This is a genomic window from bacterium, assembly GCA_035703895.1.
In the GTDB taxonomy this organism is placed as follows: domain Bacteria; phylum Sysuimicrobiota; class Sysuimicrobiia; order Sysuimicrobiales; family Segetimicrobiaceae; genus Segetimicrobium.
Map to the genome: position 1 here is coordinate 19,099 of DASSXJ010000169.1, position 22,371 is coordinate 41,469.

Sequence of the window (22,371 nt, forward strand, 5' to 3'; positions counted from 1 at the left end):
TCTCCTTTTATGCCGATGATCGGGGCCGAGCCGCGGCAGCGGTCCGGAGGCGCTCGACCACCGTCTGCACCGCCTCGGCGCGCGTGCGCAGGCTCACCCGATTCACGACGAGGCGGGCGGTCGAGCGAAACACCTCCGCCACCTCCACCAGATGGTTTTCAGAGAGGGTGCGCCCGGACATCACCAGGTCGAGGATGCCGTCGGCGAGCCCGACCTGTGGGGCCAGCTCCACCGTGCCGTTCAGTTCGATGATCTCCACCGAACGTCCCCGGCTCCAGAAGTACCGTTCTGTCGTGCGGGGGTATTTCGTCGCGATGCGGATCGGGCTCAGCAGCTCCCACGCCGCCGCCCGTTCCTCCGGGAACGCCACCACCCCCCGGCATGCGCCGAACCCGAGATCGACGAGCTCGTACACATCCCGGCCCTGCTCGAGGAGCATGTCCTTCCCGGCGATCCCGAGATCCGCGGCGCCGTGCTCCACGTAGGTCAAGAGGTCCGCGGGCTTAGCCACGAGCACCCGCACGGTCTCATCGACACACGGCAGGATGAGGCGCCGCGTCGACCGCCAGGCGTCGAAGGTAAGATAGCCTGCCGCCTCGAGCGTTCGCATCGAGTCCTCCAGCAGCCGCCCAGAGGCGACCGCCACCGTGAGGCCGTTCATGGCGGCGTGAGGAGATCGGCGAGTGCCACGGAGCGTTCGGGGCCGCGCGCCTCCCGGACGATCGCGCGCGCTCCAGCCACGAAGACCACGCGGGGCACGCCCGCTGCGATCGCTTCGCGCGCGACTTCGTCCCATGGCCGGCCGAGAATCTCAACCGTCACCGATAGCTCGCGTTCGCGCAGCGCGCCGGCGAGCCGCAGCGCATCGACGCGGGCGCCGTCCGCAAAGGTCACCGCCACGTCCGGCGTCCACCCGGACTCCCCGGGGTCGGAGGACGCCAGCACGCGGTCCACCCGCACGGCAAACCCCGTGGCGGGATACGGCGCGCCGAACCCCTCGAGGAGCCGATCGTACCGGCCCCCGCCTAACAACGAATAACCCAACGCCGAGGTGTGCCCCTCGAACACGATCCCCGTGTAGTACTCGAAGTCTCGAATGATGCTCAGATCCACCCGCACGATGTCCCCGACCCCGTAGGCGGCGAGCATCTTCATCAAATCCTCAAGATCGCCCAGCACGCGCTCGCTCTCGGGGGTGCCGGCGAGACGGCGGGCGTCGTGAATCGCGCTGGGGCCGCTCAGGACGGGCAGGTGGGAGAGCGCGTCGGCCCGCGCCGGCGGGATCCCGTACCGGTCGAGGATCGCGCGGAGTCCGACGAAGTCCTTTTGATAGAGGAACGCGCGGACCTCCCGGGTCCCCTCATCGGGCAGGGCCAGGCCGTCCAGCATGCCCCGCAGAAACCCCACGTGCCCCAGACTGATGGAGCATCCCTGGGTGCCGGACGCCTCGAGCGCCTCCACCGCGAGGGCTACGATCTCCGCGTCCGCTTCCAGGGTGCCCGCGCCGATCAACTCGCATCCCACCTGAGGAAACTCCCGCAGCCGGCCCGAGCCGGTCTCCGATCCCCGGAAGACCTGGCCGGCGTAGGCGACCCTGAGGGGCAAGGGATGACCGCGCAGGTGGGTGGTGATGAGCCGCGCGACCGAAGTCGTCATCTCGGGGCGGAGCGCAAGCAGCTCACCACCCCGATCAACGAGTTTGAAGAGACGGTCCCCCGCCTCCGTGCCCTCGCCGCGGACCAACGTATCGAAGTACTCCATCGTCGGAGTCACCACTTCCCGGTAGCCCCACCGCTGCATCCGTGTCAGGATGCGGTCGCTCACCTTGCGGGCCCGGGAAGATTCGCCCGGGAGAAGATCCCGCATCCCTGGGGGCACCTGCTGCCAGCGTTCACGCCGCAGCATGCGCTCGCCCCCTCACGTGTCTCATTGTGGCGTCCTCTTTATCGTGATAAAGCACTACAGTGTCAAAGTACACCCGGCCATGGTACCACACGCTCGGCCGCGCGGTCAATGCCCATTCGGGGTGCCGGCTATGCGGACGCGGCTCGGGTCCGTGAGCGACGGATGAAGACGATGGCGATGGCGAGGCCGGCGATGAGGGCGAGCGGCGGCGCGGCGTACAGAATCAAGGAAATACCTCCGGGCCCGGGCTCGGCCAGGACGCTCTCCCCAAACTGCCCCACGAAATAGCGAAGGATCTGATCGGAGGTCTCCCCGGCCTCGAGCTTTTGCCGGATGATCACCTTCATCTCCCGGGCCAGGGCGGAATCGCTCTCGGCCACCGTCTGCCCGGCGCACACCGGGCACATCAGTTGCCGGGCGATCGCATAGACGTGATCGTCGAGCGATGCCCCCGACGCCGCCGCGGCCAGGATCGCCCACGCCGCGAGCGCCGTGACGGTAGAGAGGAGGACGCGCGTCGCGCGCTCAGCGGCGCGGCTCACGCCTCCGCCTCCGTCCCTCGACAGGGGCCGCATACCCCATACGCTTCAGCACCAGGGCGTACCCGTCCGCTCCGTAGGTGAGAAACCGGCGGACGCGACTGATCGTGGCCGATGAGGCTCCCGTTCGGGCGGCGATCTCCTCATAGGTTTTCCCCTGGTGCAGCATTCGGGCGACCGCGAAGCGCTGCGCGAGGGCCCTGACCTCCCCGATCGTGCAGACGTCCTCGAAGAACCGGTAGCATTCTTCTACGGTGCGGAGCTGCAAGACCGCCCGAAAGAGGGAGTCGGCCAGAGGACCCCGGAGTTTCGGATTCACCACGCTACGCGCCGTGGGTGGCCGCAGCCTTCCGCTCATGAGGGCGGAGCACCGCGACGACTGCAAAGTTCAGAGGCGTGGGCACACCGTATTGGCGCCCCATCCGGACAACCGCGCCGCAGAGAGCGTCGAGCTCCATCCGCCGGCCCGCCGCGAGATCGTTGTAGAGGGACGAACGCGTGTCAAACCCACTGCCCTTCACCAATCGCTCCGCCACTGCCATCTGCCGCTCCACGACGTTGTCGAGAGGGATCCCCTTGGCGGCCCCCACTGCCGCGGCTTCCTCCATCAGCCCGCGATACATGGCACGGGATTCGGCATGCGACAACACCTCTCCCACGGGGACACGCGTCGTGGCGGTCATGCCCGCATTCGCGCAGATGAAGACAAACTTCTCCCACAGCCGGAGTCGGATCACCTCTGTCGCCTCGGCCGCCACACCCGCACGCGCGAGCATCGTCTCGATCGCGCGGACCCGGGCCGTCGTTCGACCGTCCATCTCGCCAAAGATGATGTCCCCGGTCGAGCCGGTGTGGGCGATCACGCCGGGGCTCTCGATCACGGCGGAGACGTAGGTGACCCCGCCCAGGACGTGCCGGTGACCATACATCTCTCCCAGCCGGTCCTCGGTCTCAACCCCGTTCTGCAGGCAGAGGATCGCGGTGTCGGGGCCCGCCACCGGCCGGATCGCCTCCGCCGCAGAGGCGAAATCGTACGTCTTGACGGCAAACAGCACGAGGTCCACAGGCCCGGCTTCGGCCGCGCGGTCGGTTGCGCGGACCGGCAGGGTGAAATCGCCGTCGGGGCTCGTGACCCGGAGGCCGCCCGACTGGAGCGCGCGCAGGTGAGCGCCCCGGGCAACGAAGACCACTTCTTCGCCGGCCCGCTGGAGGAGGCCCCCAAAGTAGCCCCCCAGACCACCAGTTCCCATCACCAGAATCCGCATGGATGACCGCTGATCAGTGGAACCGGGCGAGGACGGCATCGGTCATCGCTGCGGTCCCGAGCGCGGGGCGGTTGCCGGCCATGTCCGCCGTCCGGCTTCCGTCCGCCAGTGCGCGAAGAACCGCTTCTTCGATCGCCGACGCGGCGGCTTCGTGACCGAGTCCGTAGCGAAGCAGGAGCGCGCCGGTCAAGATCGCGGCCAGCGGATTCGCGATCCCTTTGCCGGCGATGTCGGGCGCGGTCCCGTGCACCGGCTCGAACAACCCCGGCGGGTGGTCGCCAAGGCTGGCCGACGGCATCAGGCCGAGCGACCCCATCACGCCCGCCGCTTCATCACTCAGGATGTCGCCGAACATATTCTCGGTCACGATAACGTCGAACTGTTTGGGGTTGACCACGAGTTGCAGCGCGCAGTTGTCCACAAGCATATGCTCGACCCTCACGTCCGAAAACTCTCCCGCCGCCTCGGTCGCGACTTCGCGCCACAGCCGGGAGGTCTCGAGCACGTTGGCCTTGTCCACGGAGGTGACTTTGCGACGGGGCCGCGTCCGGGCGAATTCACAGGCCTTGCGGACGACCCGGCGCACCTCGGCGGCCGAGTACGGCAAGGTATCCATCGCCGCGACCTCGCGGCCCTGCCCGGTGCGGGACTGCGCGCCGAAGTACAAGCCCCCGGTCAGCTCACGGACGATGAGGATGTCTGCGCCTTCGACCACCTCCCGCCGCAACGGAGAAGCGGCCAGGAGGGCGGGAGATATCGTGGCCGGGCGCAGGTTGGCGTAGAGCCCAAAGGTCTTCCTCAGCGTGAACAGCGCCTGCTCGGGGCGCAGCTCTCGCGGGCCGCGGTCCCACTTCGGGCCACCGCACGCCCCGAGCAAGATCGCCTCGGAACGCCGGCACAGCTCTATCGTGTGCTCGGGGATGGGATGACCGACGGCGTCGATCGCTCCGCCCCCCGCGATGCCCTCCTCAAACTCGAGCCCAAGCTCGTACCGGCGATCGACCTCCGCCAGCACCCGCACGGCCTCGCCGATGACCTCGCGGCCGATGCCGTCCCCGGGGATGACGGCAACGCGACGAGTGCGTGCAGCGCTCATCGCGATGCCCCAACCCGTTCACCGAGCAGCACGTACTCCAGGCTGTCGACGAGGGCCTGCCAAGATGCCTCGACCACGTTCTCCGAGACCCCGACGGTCCCCCACGTCCGGACGCCGTCCGTCGACTGGATCAGCACCCGCACCTTGGCCGCCGTGGCGGCGTCGGCGTTCAGCACGCGCACCTTGTAGTCGACCAGACGCACTTTGCCGATCTCCGGGTAGAAGCGCTCGAGCGCCTTGCGGAGCGCGCGGTCGAGCGCGTGCACCGGGCCGTTCCCTTCGGCCGCGGTGTGCTCTTCCTGGCCGTCGACGGCCAGACGGATGCTCGCTTCCGCGGCCGCCTCTCCGTGGGGCCCCTTCTCGACCATGATCCGCAGCCCTTTGAGGGTGAACGCGGGGCGGTGCTGGCCCAACGTCCGCCGCACCAAGAGTTCGAACGACGCCTCAGCGCCCTCAAACTGAAACCCGGCATGTTCCAGCTGCTTGAGCTGGCCGAGGATCTCGCGGACTTCCGGCCGGTCCTTACTAAGGTCCAGTCCCATCTCTTCGGCCTTGTAGAGCACGTTCGCCCGCCCGGAGAGGTCGCTCACCACCACGCGGCGCTCGTTGCCGACCGATTCCGGAGGCACATGCTCATACGTCGGCGGATGGGCCATGACGGCGCTCACGTGGACGCCGCCCTTGTGCGCAAAGGCGTTCTTCCCCACGAACGGCTGGTATTCATTCGGAGCCATGTTGGCCAGCTCGCTCACAAACCGGGCGAGCTCCCCAAGACGGCGGAGGGAGGCCTCCGGCACACACTCGTATCCCAGCTTCAGCTGCAGGTTCGGGATGATCGAGATGAGGTTGGCGTTGCCGCACCGCTCGCCGATGCCGTTGACGGTGCCCTGAACGTGCACGGCCCCGGCCCTGACCGCTACGATCGCGTTGGCGACTCCCACCTCGCCGTCGTTGTGCGTATGGATGCCGAGCGGCCCATCGATCGCCGCCCGCGCAGCCTCGAGGCCTGCGCGAATCTCAAACGGCAGGCATCCGCCGTTGGTGTCGCAGAGGACGACGACGTCGGCCCCGCCGGATCGGGCGGCGGCCAGGGTCGCGCGCGCATAGTCCGGGTTGGCTTTCCAGCCATCGAAATAGTGCTCGGCATCGTAGACGACCTCGACACCCCGGGCCTTAAGATACCGCACCGAGTCTTCGATCATCCGCAGGTTTTCGTCGAGCGTGGTGCGCAGCGCTTCCCGCACGTGCAGATCCCACGTCTTCCCGAACACGGCGGCAGTGGGGGTGCCGGCCGCCAGCATCATCTGGAGATTCTCGTCCTGCTCCGGTGCGATCCCCGCGCGGCGCGTGCTCCCGAACGCGGTGATCCGCGCGTGCCGCCACGAGCGGACGGCGGCCTGCGCGAAGAATTCCAGGTCTTTCGGGTTGCTGCCCGGCCAGCCGCCTTCGATATAATCGACGCCAAAGTCGTCCAACCGCTCCGCGATCGCGAGCTTGTCCTGGGCCGACAGGGTAATCCCGGCGCCCTGGGTGCCGTCCCGGAGGGTGGTGTCGTAGAGGGCGATGCGCACGGCGGCCACGGGCTAGCTGTAGACGTTGGTCATCCAGTGCTGGCGCTCATGGATAATCTTGTTGACGGCGGCGAGGTACGCCTTCGCGCTCGCCTCCAGGACGTCGGTGCTCGTCCCACGCCCGATAAAGAGTCCGTCCCCGTCACGCACCTTGACCGTCGCTTCACCGATGGCATCGGTCCCCCCGGTGGCGGCCTTGATCGCGTAGTCCGCCAGGGACGGGCTCAGGCCGACGATCTTGTTGATGGCGTTGTACATCGCATCCACCGGACCGTCTCCGGTGGCTTCCTGGGTAAACAGCTCCCGACCCCGGGTCAGCGTGATCGACGCCATCGGGGGGAGTGTGCTGCTCGTGGAGATGTGAAAGGACTTCAATCCGAAGGTATGCGGCGTCCCCCGCAGCTCGCCTTCGACCAGCGCCAGGATGTCGTCGGTCGTGACCTGCTTCTTCTTGTCACAGAGCGCCTTGAACTCCTCAAACGCGCGCTGCAGGTCGACATCAGACAGCCGCACCCCGTTGCTTTCCAGGAGGTTCTTGAAGGCGTGGCGGCCAGAGTGCTTACCGAGCACGAGCTTGTTGCTGGGGATGCCGATCGCCTCCGGGGTCATGATCTCATACGTCTCACGGTTGGCCAGGACGCCGTGCTGATGGATCCCGGCCTCGTGGGCGAAGGCGTTGTCGCCGACCACGGCCTTGTTGGGCTGGACGGGAATGCCGGTGATCGCGCTGATGAGGCGGCTCGTGCGATAGATCTTCGTCGTGTCGACGGACGTCTCGAGCTTGTAGTGGTTCCGGCGAGTGTGGAGCGCCATCACGAGCTCCTCGAGCGACGCGTTGCCGGCGCGCTCGCCGATCCCATTCATCGTGCACTCGATCTGGCGGGCGCCCACCTGCACCGCCGCCAGGGAGTTGGCCACCGCCAGTCCGAGATCATCGTGGCAGTGGACGCTCCAGATGACTTTGTCGCTGTTGGGGACGCGCTCCATGAGCGTCCGGAGCAAGGACGCGTACTCCTCGGGGGAGGCGTAGCCCACGGTATCGGGGACGTTGATCGTCGTCGCGCCGGCCTTGATCGCGCCCTCGAACACGCGGCACAGAAACTCCTGATCCGACCGGCTGGCGTCCTCCGCGGAGAACTCGACGTCGTCCGCAAACCGCCGCGCGTATCGCACCGCTTCGACCGACGCCTCATACACCTGGTCGGGAGTCATCCGGAGCTTGTGCTCCATGTGAATCGGAGACGTGGCGATGAACGTATGGATCCGGGGGCGCGCGGCCTCCCGCACTCCCTCGACGACCGCGTCGATGTCCTGGCGATTCGCTCGGGCCAGCCCGGCGATCGTGGCCTCCCGCACCTCGCGCGCGATCAATTGAACGCCCTCGAGGTCACCCTTGCTGCTGATGGGAAACCCGGCTTCGATGATGTCCACGCGCAGCGCTTCGAGCGCCCGGGCGACCTCGAGCTTCTCCTCGGTATTCATCGTGAACCCGGGAGATTGCTCGCCGTCCCGCAAGGTGGTGTCGAAGATCCGAATCCGCTCCATGGCCTGCTCCTCCTGCGTCGTTCGGTGCGTCCCGCGAGCCTGCTTACCGCTTGGCCTTCGCTTCGGTTTTCCTCCCGGCGGGCCGCGGCGCGTTGCCGTCGCGCCGCAACCACGGCATCATGGCCCGCAGGTGGCGCCCGATCTCCTCGATGGGATGCTCGGCCTCCTGGCGGTATCGGGCATTGAACACGGGCCGGCCGGCCTCGTTTTCGAGGATCCATTCCTTGGCAAAGACGCCGGTTTGGATCTCGGCGAGAATCCGCCGCATCTCCGCGCGGGTCTCCTCGGTGATGATCCGGGACCCCCGCGTGAAATCCCCGTACTTCGCGGTATTGCTCACCGAATACCGCATCAACCCCAGCCCACCCTCATAGATGAGGTCCACGATGAGCTTCATCTCATGGAGGCACTCGAAGTAGGCGATCTCCGGGGCGTAGCCGGCCTGCACGAGCGTCTCGAACCCCGCCTTGATCAGCTCCGTGATTCCCCCGCAGAGGACGGTCTGTTCTCCGAACAGATCGCTCTCGGTTTCCTCCCGGAACGTCGTCTCGATCACGCCGGCGCGCAGGCTGCCGATCCCGTGGGCGTAGGCGAGCGCCAGGGCCTTGGCCTTCCCGGTGAAATCCTGGTGCACGGCCAGCAGCGAGGGGACCCCCCTCCCCTCGACATACATCCGGCGGAGCAGGTGCCCCGGGCTCTTCGGCGCGATCATGAACACGTCGGCGTCGGCCGGCGGCACGATCTGATTGAAATGGATGCTGAAACCGTGGGAAACGCCGATCGCCTTGCCGCCCGTCAGGTGAGGCAGGATCTCCTCGCGGAAGACCCGCGCCTGAATCTCATCCGGGATGAGGATCTGGATGATGTCGGACTGGGCGGCCGCCTGCGGCACGGTCGTGACCTCGAGGCCATCTTGGGCCGCGAGCTCCCAGGACCGGCTGCCTTTGTACAGGCCGACCACCACCGAGACCCCGCTGTCCCGCAGGTTTTGGGCCTGCGCGTGCCCCTGACTCCCGTAGCCGATCACGGCCACGCGCTTGCCGCGGAGAAGGTTCAGGTTGGCGTCCTGCTCGTAGTACACCTTGGCCGGCATTCGTGCGGGCCTCCTTAGGTGGGCTGGGTACCCCGGACCAGCGTCACCTGGCCGGTTCGCACCATCTCCCGAATCCCGTACTTTTGCACCAGCGACAGGATCGCGTCGATCTTGTCCGACCGCCCGGTCACTTCCAGAGTCATCGTCTTCTCGGTCAAGTCGACGACGTTCGCCCGAAAAACGTTGCAGATCTCCATGATCTCCATTCGCGTCGCCGGTGTGGCGTTGAGCTTGATCAACGCCAGTTCCCGATCGACGGTGCTGAACCCGGTGACATCGTTGACCTTGATGACCTCGATGAGCTTATTGAGCTGCTTGATGATCTGTTCAAGGACCTCGGGCTCGCCGTCCACGGCGATGATCATGCGGGAGACCGTGGGCTGCTCGGTCACCCCGACCGCCAGGCTGTGGATGTTGTAGCCTCGACGGCGGAAGAGACCCGACACCTTCGTCAGGACGCCGGGCGTGTTGTCGACCAGCACCGAGATGGTATGCTTCATCCTCCGCACCGGGACCGGCGCCCCGGTCAGCACGTCCAGCACCGACGTCCTCACGTTCCCTCGATGATCATCTCCTTGATGGATTGTCCAGACGGGATCATCGGGTAGCAGTTCTCGCCCGGATCGCACTGCACGTCGACGACGCACGGCCGGTCGGTGACCTCTAGCGACCGCTCGATCGCCGGGGCGACCTCTTCCGGCCGGTGGACCGCGATGCCGACCGCGCCGAACGCCTCGGCCACTTTGGCGAAATCAGGGTTCCGCAGCCAGACGTGCGAGTACCGCTCCCGGTAGAACAGCTGCTGCCACTGCCGGACCATGCCCAGGCATTTGTTGTTGATGATGTAGATCTTAATCGGGAGACCCCATTCCACCGCGGTCGCCAAATCCTGGAGCGTCATCTGGAACCCGCCGTCGCCCACGATCGCGCAGACGAGCGCATCAGGCCGCCCCATCTGCGCCCCCACTGCGGCCGGGAACCCGAACCCCATCGCGCCGAGGCCGCCGGAGGTGACCCACGTGCGGGGTTGTGTCGAAAGATAGAACTGGGCAGCCCACATCTGGTGCTGGCCGACATCGGTGACCACGATGGCCCGCCCCCCAGTCGCCCGGTAGATCGCGTCGATCGCAAACTGCGGCTTGATCGTGTCGCCCTCTTGGCGGTACCGGAGCGGGTGACGCTCCTTCCACTCGGCGATCTGCCGATGCCAGGCCTCGCAATCCGGCGGGGTCACCTGCGCGGCGAGTACACGGAGCGCCTCCCGGGCGTCTCCGACGATCGGGACGTGGGCCGGCTTGTTCTTGCCGATCTCCGCCGGGTCGATATCGATGTGAATGAACCTGGCCTGTGGCGCGAAGTCCTTGAGGCGGCCGGTCACTCGGTCGTCGAATCGCACGCCCACCGCGAGGATGATGTCGGCGGCGTTGATGGCGAAGTTGGCGTACGCGGTGCCGTGCATCCCGAGCATGCCAAGCGAGAGCGGATCCGTTTCCGGGAATCCCCCCTTTCCCATCAGCGTCGTGGTCACGGGGATCCGGGCTTTGCGGGCAAAGGCCGTCAACTCCGGCGCGGCGTTGCTGCTGATGATCCCCCCCCCCGCGTAGACGATCGGCCGGGAGGCCTGGCTCAGCAGCGCGGCGGCGGCCGCGATCTGGTTGGGGCTCGGGACCGCGGGCGGCACTTTGCCGCTGCGCAGGGTGACCTGCTCGGGAAATTCGAACTCCGTCTCGGTCTGGGCGACGTCACGCGGAATGTCCACCAGCACCGGTCCCGGACGCCCCGTTGCGGCAATCAAGAAACACTGCAGGACCATCCGAGGGAGGTCGGTCGCCGTCTGAACGAGGCAGTTGTGCTTCGTGATCGACATCGTCATGCCCATCACGTCGGCCTCCTGGAACGCGTCGGTCCCGATCGCGAGGGTGCTGACCTGCCCGGTGATCGCCACGATACCCGCCGAATCCATCATCGCGTCGGTAATCCCCGTGAGAAGGTTGGTCGCGCCCGGGCCGGAGGTCGCCATACACACGCCGACCTTTCCGGTGACGCGGTGATAGCCGACAGCCGCGTGGGCTGCGACCTGCTCGTGGCGGACCAGCACGTGCCGGATCTGCCGGGCATCGTACAGCGCATCGTAGAGTGGGAGCGCCGCGCCTCCCGGATGCCCGAACATGACCTCCACCCCGGCGCGATCGAGACATTCGATGAGCGCGCGGGCTCCGGACATGCGCTTGGTGGCGCCGGCCGCAACCTGCTTTGCCGCGGGCATCGTCTGTCGAGCCATGCTCGTGTCCCCTTTCGCGCATCCCAGCGACGCGACATTCCTACATAAAAGAGAAACCGCGCGAAGCCCTCTAAGGACGGGACTCCCCGCGGTACCACCTTAATTCCGTCCCGGCATTTCGGCCCGGACGGCTCTCGTCCCCGATCTCGGCGGGTTCCGGCGGGTGCTACTCGGCGCCCTGTGCGGCGACCTTTGGTTCCCGCAGCTCAGAGATGAGAGGCCGCAGCGTCGGATACTGGCTCACACCTGACCCAGCTCTCTCGGATCCGATGTGCTGCGTCCCGCTCTCTTCATTGCCCGGTATGGAAGTTACCGCCGACTGTACCAAACCCGGCGGGTTTTGTCAAATAAACCTTGGGTGAACAGGGTGAAGCGGTACGGGATGACCTCTTACCGGCCCAACACGCCGGTCATATATGCGCGGAGGACAAGCGCAGCGAGAAACAGGCAGACGAGCACGAGCCACCGCGATTCTCGAAAATGTGCGTCCTCTCCAGATCTCCGGTGAATCCATCCCCCGGGCCTCAGGCCGACCAGGCCCACCAGCGTGGCGAGAATCAGGGCACCATACATGAGATGGTACGCCGTTCGCGGGTGGGCTCCGCCGGCGAGCAAGGCGATCCCGAGGGCGACTTGCACGCCGAGGGGAATTTGGGCGAGCCACAGAATCCACCAGAAAACGTGCGGCATGGTATGGCGCCGGGTGAGATCGCCGAACGCGGCCAGGGCGATGCACAGTCCATCCCCCAACAGCGTGAGGAAGATGAGGAGCGTGTTGGCATGCCACTGCGCGAGGCTCATAGCGCGTTCACCGCGGTGAGGTTCGGTCGATCGCACGGAGCTCCTGCCGGAGCACGATGATGAGCAAGGACCGCAAGCAGGCTGTGCAGGCGCAGTTCGGACGTCAGGCTTCCTTATATACAGTCAGTCAGGTCCACCGCGAGTCTACGGGGCTGGCGGAGCTTCTCCGCCTCGCGGCGCCGGCTTCGGGCGCGCGCGCACTGGATATCGCCACAGGCACCGGGTTCACCGCGCTCGCCGTGGCGCCGCAGTGCCGCCGGGTCATCGGATTGGACCTCACCCTCGGGATGGTGCGCGAGGCGCGGCGGCTCGCCGGCGAACGAAGGGTGTCCAACGTCCGGTTTTGCTTGGGAGACGCCGAGGCCGTGCCGTTCCGGGACAACACATTCGACCTCGTGACGTGCCGCCACGCGGCTCATCATTTTCCGAACCTCGCTCGGGCCTTCTCGGAGATGGCACGCGTGGCGTCCCCCGGAGGCCGCGTCATCCTCGATGACACCTGCACGCCCGAGGCCCCAGAACTCGCGGCGCTGATGAACGAATGGGAGGTGAGGCGCGATCCCTCACACGTCGCGAATCATCCCCCGAGTCTGTTGCGGGCGATGCTCGAGGAGAGCGGCCTCGAGGTGGACGCGGATACTATGACGCATGTGCCGCTGGTGTTCAGCGATTGGGTCCGGCGGAGCGGCATCCCGGAGTCCAACGCGGCCTCGCTGCGCGCCAGCCTAGCCGGCGCCGGCCCTGACGCGCGTTCGGCGTTCCGGATCGAGTCCGTACCCGGGGATGTCTGCTTCGCGTGGCCCGAGGTCGTCATCCTGGGCGTGAAGCGGTAACCTATCAGGTAAGCTCTGGCGCGCCCGGAGGGATTTGAACCCCCGACCTACGGCTCCGGAGGCCGGCGCTCTATCCGCTGAGCTACGGGCGCGCTTCCATTATTATAGCAGAGGACCGCCGCTGCGCGACTCATCTCAGACCGTCGCCGTTGGTCCCTGTGGTTGCTGCGGCGATGGAGCCTGGGGAGCCGGCGGTTGGCGGAACCGTCGCTCACCGACAAGCACCAGGAGCACCGCCCCGAGCCCCCACGTCGCCACGGCGAGCCCGAGCAGACCTCCGAGGCCGGGAATGCTAAACACGATCGCAAGGAGGACGGCGCCGATGATGACCTCGCGGACGGGGCCGGAGGGCCGGATCCGCCGCCCCACGACGAGGGCCACGGCGGTCGCGCCGAACTGCACCGCGGTGAAGACGGCGATCGGGACCAGCAGCACCAGTGTGAGCCCCACGACGCTGACGATCAATACGGCAGTGATCACGGCAACGAGGGGCCACCCCAAGAGTCCCGCGCCGAGGGCCAGCACCGGATCGCGCTCGAGCACACCGCCGAGCCGGGCGAGCGGACCGGGGAAAAGCGCGGCAAGCAGCCACGCCGAACCGACGAACAGGATCACCAGGGTCAGATGAATGAGCCAGAACAGCGACTTGAGCATGAGGAACGCAGCGGCAAACATGCCGGGGAACCACCACGACGCGGGAGGCACGGACTCACTCCCCGGCGGAATCGGCCCCGGCACCGGAAGGTACGTCGGCGGCGGCGATGGCGTCGAGCGCCGGCCGCCGATCGAGGCTCCGGGCTCGCGCCACACCGACCCGCCCACCGAGGTCACTTCACCGCCGACGATCGCGGTCGAGTACAGTACGACATTCCCACCCGCTGCGCGTACCGAGCCGGCGACGTGCCCGCGGATCTCGACGTTGCCGCCGACCGCGACCGCATCGCCCTCAACGGTGCCGTCCACATAGGCGGTTCCACCGACGGCAACCACGTCCCCGTACACCGCGGTGCCGGCCGGCACCTGGAGATCCCCCACCTTCAAGAGCAGCTCCTTCGCCGACGATGGGGTGACATTTCCGCTGATCAACACGGCACCCAGCACGACGGCGAGGATGAGCAGCATCGTGCGTGGCCTGAGAGATCTCTGTGTCGTCGTCATCATCGTTCACGCTCCGTGCGTGAGGAGGAATTCCTTTTGCGGCACTGGAATAGAGGCCGCCCAGGAGGGGCCATGCCTCGAATCGCGGCGATCATTCCGGCGTTCAACGAGGAACGGACCATCGGCGATGTCGTCGGGGCAGTGAGGCGGTGTCCCCTCGTCGACGACGTGATCGTCGTCAGCGACGGCTCCCGTGACGCGACCGTGCTAGCTGCGCAACGACACGGGGCGCGTGTGATCGAACTTTCCGAAAACATGGGAAAAGGCGGGGCCATCGCCGCCGGGCTCGAATCCACGCCGGCCCAGGTCATCCTTCTGCTGGATGGCGATCTCGTCGGGCTCACCACCAAGCACATCGAGGATCTCCTCACTCCCGTCCTGGCCGGCAGGGCGGTCGTCAGCGTCGGCCAGATCAAGCGCGATTTGATTCAAACACTGTTCCCCAACTTCTCCGGACAGCGGGCATTGAAACGAGAGGTCCTGGAGGCGATCCCCAACCTCGAGAACACTGGATTCGGGATCGAAGCGGTCCTGAGCCGGCATGTCAAGACGTCCGGTCTTCGGGCGTGCACCGTGGAGTTGGGCCACTTGACTCACATCCCGAAACAGGAAAAGCATGGATTCCTCAGGGGGTACGTGGGCAAGCTCAAGGCAACCTGGCAGATCGCCAAGTGGAGCGGCCGAAACGGTGGCGCCAAGGCGTAACGCTTCACCCCGCCACCATCCGCACGCGCTCTCCCACCTTGGGTACCAGTGACGACCGATCGACCTCGGCGCAGTAGTCGAGATCGCCCGCCAGCCCAATCTCGATCACATTCTGTCCGGCGCGTGTCTGGCGGAACAGCACGGCCGGATCCTCTACGCTTCGGTAGAGCATCCGGGCCGCCGACGCGGCATCCGTCAGGGTGAGATCGGGTTGCAGATCCACGGCGGCTGCTACGATAGCGCCCGCTGTGTACGCGTCATCGAGACTGAACCGACCTTCTCGACCCGCGCACATCACGGAGAGCTCGTGATCGGCTCCGGCCGCCGCTGCGAGGGCGACCCGGGCCGCCGCCGTTCGGTTGCGAAGACAGCCCATGAAGATGGCGGCACCGTCACGGGCCGCATGGACGGCCCGGGTGCCGTTTGTGGTCGCAAACACCACGCGCCGCCCGGCCAGGCGAGCGTCCGAGAATGCGGGGGGGCTGTTCCCGAAGTCGAACCCGACCGGCGTGCGCCCGTGCTGCTCGCCTGCCAGCAAGACCTCTGAGTGTGCTCGGCGATAGGTCCGGGCCGCCTCAAGGGTGGGCGCGATCAACACCTCGGCACAACCCCCTTCGAGCATGGCGAGCACGGATGTCGTGGCCCGGATGACATCGATCACCACAACGATGCGGCCGCGGAGGGGCCCGGCTTCCTCGGGGAGGAACGCGACGTGCACTTCCACCAGGGCTAGAACACCGCGCCCCCGCCCGTGCCCAACTTCCTCTTCTGCGTGTCGTACGTGATCGCGTCGGCCAGCTGCTTCCGGAACTGCTCGGCCAGCGCCCGCGGGGACATCTTGGAAAACGCGGCGTCTTGCGCGGTGACATCGAACAACCGGATCTGGCCGCCGATCACCGACCACTGATCCGTGATGTTCACGGCCCGGACATCGTACGGCCCGGGATCGGTGTTGAAGAATAGATTGAGCCGGTCGAGCAGCGCCTTGGCGCGCTCCGCCACCGGTTGCCCCGCCCCCCCTGCGCCCAACTGAATGACCGGCCGGCCGTCCACAAGGATGGTGACGGGTTGGTTGTCGACGGGAAACTGCGGGTCGAGCGCGAGCCGGAGGTACCCTTGCGCGACCCGGCGGACGATCGGGACGCCGCGCGTTACCAGGTCTCTCTGGATGTAGGCGACGCGCTCGTCCGGCCTCGGGTGATCGTAGTACAGCTCCGCATAGTCCGGCTGACCGGTCAGCTTGTCCGCCTGGGCGAGATGTTCCATGAGCGTCAGCATCGCCACCGGAGAGTAGTTCGTCTTCGCAAGATAGGTAATCCCGGTGAGGTCGGCCTCCTTCTCAAGATCGCGCTGATAGTTGGCGAGGGCCCCCTGGGTGGATACCGCGACACCGTACAGCGGTGCCGCCGAATGCGCCAGCACCGCAATGGCCGCGGAGATGATGAGGGCCGGAAGCATGCGGCGCTGTCGCTCCTGTTGAATGAAGTAGTGCCGGTGGGCTACGTGGGTGAGCTCGTGCGCCAGCACCGCGGCGAGTTCGTGATCCGACCGCACGAACTTCATCATTCCTCTGGTAACGTACACCCAGCCGCCGGGGACGCCGAGGGCGTTCACGCCGGGGATATCGATGATCTTGAAATGATACTGAATATCCTGGCGGTCCACGACCCGAACGAGGGTGTCCGACACGGCGGTGAGCCGATCGTTCATCACGGGATCGGTGACGACCCGAAAATGAGACTCGATCTCCTTGGCGGCCTGGGCGCCGAGCTTGACCTCGTCACTCGTCTGATCCGCGCGGGCACCCACGGGCAAAAGCAGCGCACAGAGGGCCGCGCCGAGAAAGACCGTCGCCGCCTGCCGTGTCCGTCTTGAGAACCCGAGATGACGCTGCATAGGCCTCTACGCGGAATCACGGAGCCGTGAACGCCGTCCTAAGCCCGGCTCCCTCGCGCACCCTTCCATTATATACAATCTATACCCACGGTTTTGCATCCTTACCCTTCTAAGATCCGGGCCGGGGCGCACGGACTCTCTCAGCGAGGGCGGGCAACCATGACGGCGATCAGTCCGGCGATGGCAACGATCTCTCCAAGAACCGCAGCCCGTGCCGTGCGCGGAGAGGCGCCGCGGCTGTTATATGGGGCCGCGGCAATGAAGACCCCCAAGCGATCCGTGTTCGCCAGAACCTGCTGGCTGCCGGTAAACACCTGCGCCGTCAGAGGGACCCACGCCGGCTCGCCCAGCCGTAGAAGCTGAGGGGCGTGCACCGGGTAGCGGAGGACGATGGTGGCGGGAGCCGTGAGCACGGCCGGCGCTCCTGAAGCCGCATAACTGGCTTCGACCCTGTACGCGTTTCCATCGAAGCGGCGCGCATTCGGGGGCGGAGCGACCGTGGCCGGATCGAGGGGGGTAATCTTCACCTTCACCGTCGACTCGCCTGCCTGGGATGCGAGAACGCCTTGGGGAAGAGTGACCAGGGCTTGATCGTCATCGGTGGAAATCTCGGACGCCCGCGACGGAGGACCGAGGGCGACGGTCCCGGATCCCGGCAAGGCAGGCTGGTTGTCCCGCACGCGCCAGGCCGGTGGATGCACCCAGCGGTAGGGAGGCAGCGGAACGAGACCGTCATACAGCAGCCTCGTGGGAAATGGCCACGCGAGTAAGACGGTTCCGAGGTAGCAGGCCACGGCCGCGACCCCACCGACGAGCCAGGCCGCGGCCCCGCGCGCGCGGGAACGGCTCATAGGGTCGCCACGGCGTCGCGCACCCAGCGGAGCATCACGATCCGGCGGCGAGGCGGATCGCCTCGTCCGAGAGCGCGAAGACGCTCCGAGCATTCTGCGCGAGGGCGGTTTCAAGTGATGCACTGTCTGTTCCGCGGGCGGCGGCCAGGGCGCGCGCGGTGTGGACCAAAAACGCCGGTTCGCACCGGCGTCCTCGGAACGGCTCCGGAGCCAGGTACGGGGCGTCGGTCTCCACCAGCAGACGATCGATCGGGAGGGCCCTTGCCACCTCCCGCAGTCCCGCGGACTTCGCGAAGGTGAGCGGGCCGGCAAACGAGAGCATCCATCCGGCGGCCGCGCAGCGCAGGGCCATATCGGGAGTGCCGGAAAAGCAATGGAGGACGACCCGGGCCGCCCCCTCCTCTCGGAGGATCTGTTCCACGTCCTCGTGCGCCTCGCGATCATGCACGACAAGCGGGAGATCCGCCTCGCGCGCAAGGCGGATCTGCGACCGAAACGCCTTGATCTGATGGGTGCGAGGGGCGTGGTCGCGATAGTAGTCCAGCCCAACCTCTCCGATCGCCACAACCCGAGGATGACGGGCCAGCGTGGCGAGCGCCTCGAAATCCGCCTGGGTCGCGTTCCCGGACGCCTCAGGATGGATTCCCACTGCGGCCACCACGGAGGAATATCGCTCAGCCAGCGCGAGCGCGCGGCGGCTCCCATCGACCGAGGTTCCGGCCGAGACCATCAGCGCCACACCGGCCGACGCGGCGCGCGCGACCACTTCGTCGCGATCCGCATCGAACGCGGGCGCATCCAGATGTGCGTGTGCGTCAATCCACATCCCAGGCCTCTCGCGCGGCGGCACACAAACCCCATCCACGGCGCCCACAAAGATCGGGCGCCGTGGACGGACAGCTGGAGACGGCTTCTACGCGCCGGGGAGCTCTCCTCCGGTTGCCGCGGGCCCCGGAACGCCTCCAGAGGGCCGTGGGGGAACCCGACGGGCAGGCGCTGCAGACACGGCGTCCGGAGAGGCCACGGCGAGGGGCGGCGCCGGCCGACGGCGCAACGGAAACGGCGGAGGGGAGATTGAGAAGCCGCGGATCGCATAGTAGCGCGCCTGCCACAGTGGGAGGGGTCGAGCCGCGCCTGCCAGTGCGATCACCGCCCCGTCGGGAATCCGCGTGAGATCCTCAACCGCCATAAGTGGGCGGACGTGCGGACGCACCGTCGTGCTGCGATCTCCCCGGCCCCGGGTCGTCACCGATACGGCCGGGACGGTCGTGCGGCCCAGCCACGCGCTGATCATTCGGGCGGTCTCGAGATCTCCAGCCCGGAACAGCAGCTTTGTCTCTGTGTTCCCGACCAAGGTCCGGGCTTCGACCCGGCCGTAGACTTCCTCGATCTGACTCAGCACTTGGACGCCGAGCAGGACGCTGATCCCGCGCTCCCGGAGCGTCGGGAGCGATTCGCTGAGGCCGGGGAGGTATCCGAATTGCCGGAACTCATCAAGATACACGCGCACCGGGACGCGGAGTCCCTCGCGTTCCGCCAGCTCGATCAACTCATCGAGCAGATCCGCCACCAACCATGCGATCAAGGGCTGCTGCTGGGGGGCGTCGGCCTCCGGCATCAGGATGTACAGCGCCGATGGTCCCCGGCCCAAGGCGGTCAAGTCGAAGTGACGTGCCGTCGCCTCCACCACCAGCGGATCGGCCCAAGGCGCCAACCGTTCGAGCAGGCCGGTGACCGCCGCCTCCTGCACGCGCCGCTCCCGCGCCGAGAAGATCCCGTGCCGCTCGCGGACCTCGGCGACGCGGCTGGATCGGAGCGTCTCCCGGATGCACGCCGGCCCTCCCATAACGAGGCGGTAGACGGCACCAACGGTGTGACCGCCCCGAGGACGGTCCTGCTGCACATGCAGAAAGAGCAGCATCGCGAGATCCGCGGTGGCGGCGGCGTAGACGTGCGCGTCGCCAGAGAGATTCCGGGGCGTCGTGTTCTGGACGAGCAGGGTCGCCTTGCGTTGCGCCGATCCGATCGAGTCAACGCGGGACAGCGGGTTGTAGCCAATCGACCCCTCGAAGTAAGGGCAGAACAGGTGGGCCCGCGCCCCATACCGGCCCGCTGTCACGTTCCAAAGGGACCGCGGGCCGGTCTTGACATCGAGGACCACCACACTCTCGCGGGCAGGGTCGCGAAGAAGGAGGTTGGGGGCGATCGCCCCCGCGGTCTTCCCGGTCCTCGACGGACCCACCACCAGCACGTGGCCGGAGAGTTGCTCCTCCGTCAGGTAGAGAGGCGTCCGGGAGCGGCCCCACAGGCCGAGCAGAAATGGACCTCGGGCCGCGCACGGAGCCGCATCCTTCCAGGTCCCCCAACGCGCGCCGGCCAGGGGGCTCGGCCGTTCTTGCAAGACGCGCCCAGCCCGCAGGAACGCGATGATCAGCGTCACGGTCAGCGTGAGCGCCCAGGACATCGCGGCAAGACCGCCGTGCGCTCCCAACCAGACCACCGCTGCCAGAAGAACGATCCGGCCGATCCGATACCATCTCATCGTCGTCCCTCCGTTCCATCCGGCGGGACGACCCCACCCGAGAGCCCCAACAGAGCGTCCGGCGGAAGCACCGGGTCCAGGCCAACCGAGTCCGCGAGCCCCGCCGGAAGTTCGGCCGCGGTCCCGGCCCAGAACCGCTCCAGGCCGGACTCAGCGGCCAACCGCGCGGCGACAGCGGCGCGACAGGCGTCCTTGCAGGCGAACAGGATCCAACTCAAGGCGCGGGCCTCCCAGATGGGCTCTACTCGTCGCATCTCGGCCACCCGCTGGAGGTAACGATACCGCCTGAACTTTGCGGCCAGAGCGGCGGCGGCCATTGTCCCCTGATCGAGCTCAACGCAGTACATCCACGCGGCGCCACCGGCCGCGGCGGCCAGGATCATGGCGTCTGGGACCACGCGCGTGTCGTCGAGATCAACCCCGGCGTGGTGGCTTCCATACCAGCGAAACGGTCCCAAGCGACGCTCTCGGTACAGCGTGCACAGGTCACAGAAAATCTGGTTCGTGGCGATCAGGTGATCCATCTGGAGGGCGGCCAGGGCGTCCGAGCGGGGTGTTCCGTGAACAGATTCTCCAAGTTGAGCCGCGACCGCGCGGCCGAGGGGCGTCAGGCACCAGAATGCCCGGCGGTCGTCAAACGTCCGGTGCGTAAGACAGTCTATCACCCCGCGACGGCGCAGCAACGTCAGCCGCTGAGACGTGGTCGTGAGGGACGCGGAGAAAAAGCAAGCTTGCCGGATCTGCGTCGTGGTGAGGTAGCGCAGTTCGCGCAGAAGCGTGACGAGCGCGCAATCACGCGGGGTCATCCGCATGATCGCGGCCGCGGAGTCGGAGCCCATTTCGATCATCTCCTTTCCTACCGATGTCACCGCACGGATCTCAGGGCTGCATGGATAGCCGGCCGACGTCAAGCCGTTGTGGGGGAACCCGGCGGCACGCCGTCACCCGTGGTGAGGGGTACGAGACGATGATAGTGAACCGGTCGTGCGGGGGGAGCGCAGGGCATGAGGGTTCCACGACCGGGCCTCCGGTCCGGCGGTCCCCTCAACGCCGATCGATCAGGATGGGCGGATCAGGCTAGCAGGTCACGGCCGGAGTGCGGCCGCGGGCAAACGGGGTACGTGCGCCGGCCAAAGCTCCGGGCGGATGGATCAGCCGGGCGCAGCTGACGTTAGGCGCTCTCGGGCGAGGCTTCAGGGTCCTCGATCACATCGGGATGAGCTTCCCCGGCCTCTTCGGAAGATCGATCGACATCGGCCTCGACCTTTGGCTTGTCGAGGAACCACACGCGATCGCCGATCACTTCGGTCACCCGGCGGCGTGCGCCGTCCTGGGTCTCGTATGAACGGGTCTGGAGCCGCCCCTCTACGGCGACCAGGCGGCCACGGCTGCAGTATTGTCCTACCTGCTCTGCGAGCTTTCGCCAGGCAACGCAGTTGATAAAATCCGCGTCGCGGTCTCCCGCCGCATTCTTGAAGTCGCGGTCGACGGCAAGCGTAAACTGCGCCATGGGATGTCCGTTGCTTACGTAGCGTAGTTCTGGATCTCGAGTGAGTCGTCCAATCAGCTGAATGCGGTTCAGCATCGCTCCCTCCTCTCCGATCAAAGATACTCTCTGAACCTGTGACCCGGAGCTCTACGCGATTTCGACCTGAGGCTCCACGATGGGCCGCCCCGTCTGCACCTGCCGCTGCCATCGGCCTGCGACAGATCCTCACCGTACATTGCCTGCAGAGTAACAGAGTGATGTTATAATGTCAAGATATACATATGTTCGGGCAATAGCGGTGAAACGCGGCAGAGGTGTTTATGGACGTGCTTACAGGATGCGCCGAGCCGGCCGATTCCGGCGGGTTCGGGACATTCTAGGGTGCCGTGAGGAACACGACCATCAGTATCCGGTCTGGCAGTCAAATAGGCAACCTCTGATTCTTTCTACAAAGTTCGTTGAACCACGTTTACCCTGCGGCGCCCGCAACCCGGCGTACAGCGACGCCAAAGGCCAGTTAGTTCAACAAAGAGCGACGGACCTCGATACGTGATGCCCGAGGTCCTACCATCCCGTGCCAACGGGTGGTTTTGCGGTGCAAAGGTCGCGGGACGTGCAAATTAACCCCAAATTGACTTCTTCCCACAAACACTGGGTTCAACGTTCTGCTACACTGTAGATGCTCCCCATTCGACAAAGGCATATGAAGGCGGTGGTTCGCATGAGAGTCGGGGCTGCCCTGACGCTCGCTTCGCTCTTAGCTGTTTTTGGAATCGGACTCAATACCGACGCAAAGCCGGG

21 protein-coding genes, 1 tRNA gene and 1 pseudogene are annotated in these 22,371 nt (G+C 66.6%); 2 read left to right on the plus strand and 21 right to left on the minus strand.

Going from position 1 to position 22,371, the window contains the following annotated elements; genetic code table 11:
• Positions 1-7: 7 nt before the first annotated feature.
• The 12 genes and pseudogenes from hisG to VFP86_12035 all read right to left on the minus strand — a co-directional run bounded on the left by hisG (position 8) and on the right by VFP86_12035 (position 12,096).
• Positions 8-661: an ATP phosphoribosyltransferase gene (hisG, locus tag VFP86_11980; GenBank protein ID HET9000357.1), complete on the minus strand. Its 654-nt coding sequence runs from the start codon at positions 659-661 to the stop codon at positions 8-10.
• Positions 658-1,905, minus strand: coding sequence for an ATP phosphoribosyltransferase regulatory subunit (hisZ, locus tag VFP86_11985; protein ID HET9000358.1), 1,248 nt, complete (start codon positions 1,903-1,905; stop codon positions 658-660). The genes hisG and hisZ overlap by 4 nt, the downstream gene beginning before the upstream one ends.
• A 128-nt stretch (positions 1,906-2,033) precedes the next feature.
• Positions 2,034-2,447, minus strand: coding sequence for a cytochrome c-type biogenesis protein (locus VFP86_11990; GenBank protein ID HET9000359.1), 414 nt, complete (start codon positions 2,445-2,447; stop codon positions 2,034-2,036).
• The gene (locus tag VFP86_11995) at positions 2,431-2,766 is read right to left on the minus strand and encodes a YerC/YecD family TrpR-related protein (GenBank protein HET9000360.1); all 336 of its coding nucleotides are present in this window, start codon (positions 2,764-2,766) and stop codon (positions 2,431-2,433) included. The genes VFP86_11990 and VFP86_11995 overlap by 17 nt, the downstream gene beginning before the upstream one ends.
• Before the next feature lies 1 nt (position 2,767).
• On the minus strand, positions 2,768-3,694 hold the full coding sequence (locus tag VFP86_12000) for a ketopantoate reductase family protein (GenBank protein ID HET9000361.1): 927 nt from the start codon (positions 3,692-3,694) through the stop codon (positions 2,768-2,770).
• Positions 3,695-3,722: 28 nt separating this feature from the next.
• Positions 3,723-4,805: a 3-isopropylmalate dehydrogenase gene (gene leuB / locus VFP86_12005; protein HET9000362.1), complete on the minus strand. Its 1,083-nt coding sequence runs from the start codon at positions 4,803-4,805 to the stop codon at positions 3,723-3,725.
• Complete coding sequence (cimA, locus tag VFP86_12010) at positions 4,802-6,376, minus strand: citramalate synthase (protein HET9000363.1); 1,575 nt, start codon at positions 6,374-6,376, stop codon at positions 4,802-4,804. The genes leuB and cimA overlap by 4 nt, the downstream gene beginning before the upstream one ends.
• 12 nt (positions 6,377-6,388) lie before the next feature.
• Positions 6,389-7,930: pseudogene (locus VFP86_12015) on the minus strand (2-isopropylmalate synthase).
• 34 nt (positions 7,931-7,964) lie between these two features.
• On the minus strand, positions 7,965-9,014 hold the full coding sequence (ilvC, locus tag VFP86_12020; protein ID HET9000364.1) for a ketol-acid reductoisomerase: 1,050 nt from the start codon (positions 9,012-9,014) through the stop codon (positions 7,965-7,967).
• A gap of 14 nt (positions 9,015-9,028) precedes the next feature.
• Positions 9,029-9,514 carry an acetolactate synthase small subunit gene (gene ilvN, locus VFP86_12025; GenBank protein ID HET9000365.1) on the minus strand — a complete coding sequence of 162 codons (486 nt, stop codon included), beginning with the start codon at positions 9,512-9,514 and terminating at the stop codon, positions 9,029-9,031.
• 50 nt (positions 9,515-9,564) lie between these two features.
• Positions 9,565-11,295: a biosynthetic-type acetolactate synthase large subunit gene (ilvB, locus tag VFP86_12030; protein HET9000366.1), complete on the minus strand. Its 1,731-nt coding sequence runs from the start codon at positions 11,293-11,295 to the stop codon at positions 9,565-9,567.
• Between the two features lie 390 nt (positions 11,296-11,685).
• A complete protein-coding gene (locus VFP86_12035) occupies positions 11,686-12,096 on the minus strand; it encodes a hypothetical protein (GenBank protein ID HET9000367.1) in 411 nt (136 codons plus the stop codon).
• Positions 12,097-12,155: 59 nt separating this feature from the next.
• Here VFP86_12035 and VFP86_12040 point away from each other — a divergent pair, with 59 nt between their 5' ends.
• A complete protein-coding gene (locus tag VFP86_12040; protein ID HET9000368.1) occupies positions 12,156-12,929 on the plus strand; it encodes a methyltransferase domain-containing protein in 774 nt (257 codons plus the stop codon).
• A gap of 16 nt (positions 12,930-12,945) precedes the next feature.
• Here the strand turns inward: VFP86_12040 and VFP86_12045 are convergent.
• Both VFP86_12045 and VFP86_12050 read right to left on the minus strand, forming a co-directional pair.
• Positions 12,946-13,021: transfer RNA gene (locus tag VFP86_12045), tRNA-Arg, on the minus strand.
• A 43-nt stretch (positions 13,022-13,064) separates the two neighbouring features.
• Positions 13,065-14,090, minus strand: coding sequence for a polymer-forming cytoskeletal protein (locus tag VFP86_12050; protein HET9000369.1), 1,026 nt, complete (start codon positions 14,088-14,090; stop codon positions 13,065-13,067).
• Between the two features lie 69 nt (positions 14,091-14,159).
• Between VFP86_12050 and VFP86_12055 the strand changes: the two genes are divergently transcribed.
• Positions 14,160-14,792 (plus strand): glycosyltransferase, encoded by a 633-nt coding sequence (locus tag VFP86_12055; protein HET9000370.1) that lies wholly within the window; start codon positions 14,160-14,162, stop codon positions 14,790-14,792.
• Between the two features lie 4 nt (positions 14,793-14,796).
• Here VFP86_12055 and VFP86_12060 read toward each other — a convergent pair whose 3' ends face one another.
• From VFP86_12060 to ssb, 7 genes are all read right to left on the minus strand, one after another.
• Positions 14,797-15,516, minus strand: a complete 720-nt coding sequence (locus VFP86_12060; GenBank protein HET9000371.1) for a 2-phosphosulfolactate phosphatase — start codon at positions 15,514-15,516, stop codon at positions 14,797-14,799.
• A 5-nt stretch (positions 15,517-15,521) separates the two neighbouring features.
• Positions 15,522-16,688, minus strand: coding sequence for a M48 family metalloprotease (locus VFP86_12065; GenBank protein ID HET9000372.1), 1,167 nt, complete (start codon positions 16,686-16,688; stop codon positions 15,522-15,524).
• A 140-nt stretch (positions 16,689-16,828) separates the two neighbouring features.
• Positions 16,829-17,539: a hypothetical protein gene (locus VFP86_12070; protein ID HET9000373.1), complete on the minus strand. Its 711-nt coding sequence runs from the start codon at positions 17,537-17,539 to the stop codon at positions 16,829-16,831.
• 34 nt (positions 17,540-17,573) lie between these two features.
• A complete protein-coding gene (locus tag VFP86_12075) occupies positions 17,574-18,365 on the minus strand; it encodes a TatD family hydrolase (GenBank protein ID HET9000374.1) in 792 nt (263 codons plus the stop codon).
• 87 nt (positions 18,366-18,452) lie between these two features.
• Positions 18,453-20,081, minus strand: coding sequence for a type IV secretory system conjugative DNA transfer family protein (locus tag VFP86_12080; GenBank protein HET9000375.1), 1,629 nt, complete (start codon positions 20,079-20,081; stop codon positions 18,453-18,455).
• Positions 20,078-20,920, minus strand: a complete 843-nt coding sequence (locus VFP86_12085; protein ID HET9000376.1) for a replication-relaxation family protein — start codon at positions 20,918-20,920, stop codon at positions 20,078-20,080. Before VFP86_12085 ends, VFP86_12080 begins: the two co-directional genes overlap by 4 nt.
• A gap of 332 nt (positions 20,921-21,252) precedes the next feature.
• The gene (gene ssb, locus VFP86_12090) at positions 21,253-21,666 is read right to left on the minus strand and encodes a single-stranded DNA-binding protein (protein HET9000377.1); all 414 of its coding nucleotides are present in this window, start codon (positions 21,664-21,666) and stop codon (positions 21,253-21,255) included.
• Positions 21,667-22,371: the final 705 nt, after the last annotated feature.

Coding starts and splice junctions, on each gene's coding strand:
- hisG (HET9000357.1), bottom strand. CDS start 661: ATGAACGGCCTCACGGTGGCGGTCGCCTCTGGGCGGCTGCTGGAGGAC.
- hisZ (HET9000358.1), bottom strand. CDS start 1,905: ATGCTGCGGCGTGAACGCTGGCAGCAGGTGCCCCCAGGGATGCGGGAT.
- VFP86_12000 (HET9000361.1), bottom strand. CDS start 3,694: ATGGGAACTGGTGGTCTGGGGGGCTACTTTGGGGGCCTCCTCCAGCGG.
- leuB (HET9000362.1), bottom strand. CDS start 4,805: ATGAGCGCTGCACGCACTCGTCGCGTTGCCGTCATCCCCGGGGACGGC.
- ilvC (HET9000364.1), bottom strand. CDS start 9,014: ATGCCGGCCAAGGTGTACTACGAGCAGGACGCCAACCTGAACCTTCTC.
- ilvN (HET9000365.1), bottom strand. CDS start 9,514: ATGAAGCATACCATCTCGGTGCTGGTCGACAACACGCCCGGCGTCCTG.
- ilvB (HET9000366.1), bottom strand. CDS start 11,295: ATGGCTCGACAGACGATGCCCGCGGCAAAGCAGGTTGCGGCCGGCGCC.
- VFP86_12035 (HET9000367.1), bottom strand. CDS start 12,096: ATGAGCCTCGCGCAGTGGCATGCCAACACGCTCCTCATCTTCCTCACG.
- VFP86_12040 (HET9000368.1), top strand. CDS start 12,156: ATGAGCAAGGACCGCAAGCAGGCTGTGCAGGCGCAGTTCGGACGTCAG.
- VFP86_12050 (HET9000369.1), bottom strand. CDS start 14,090: ATGATGACGACGACACAGAGATCTCTCAGGCCACGCACGATGCTGCTC.
- VFP86_12055 (HET9000370.1), top strand. CDS start 14,160: ATGCCTCGAATCGCGGCGATCATTCCGGCGTTCAACGAGGAACGGACC.
- VFP86_12065 (HET9000372.1), bottom strand. CDS start 16,688: ATGCAGCGTCATCTCGGGTTCTCAAGACGGACACGGCAGGCGGCGACG.
- VFP86_12070 (HET9000373.1), bottom strand. CDS start 17,539: ATGAGCCGTTCCCGCGCGCGCGGGGCCGCGGCCTGGCTCGTCGGTGGG.
- VFP86_12075 (HET9000374.1), bottom strand. CDS start 18,365: ATGTGGATTGACGCACACGCACATCTGGATGCGCCCGCGTTCGATGCG.
- VFP86_12080 (HET9000375.1), bottom strand. CDS start 20,081: ATGAGATGGTATCGGATCGGCCGGATCGTTCTTCTGGCAGCGGTGGTC.
- VFP86_12085 (HET9000376.1), bottom strand. CDS start 20,920: ATGGGCTCCGACTCCGCGGCCGCGATCATGCGGATGACCCCGCGTGAT.
- ssb (HET9000377.1), bottom strand. CDS start 21,666: ATGCTGAACCGCATTCAGCTGATTGGACGACTCACTCGAGATCCAGAA.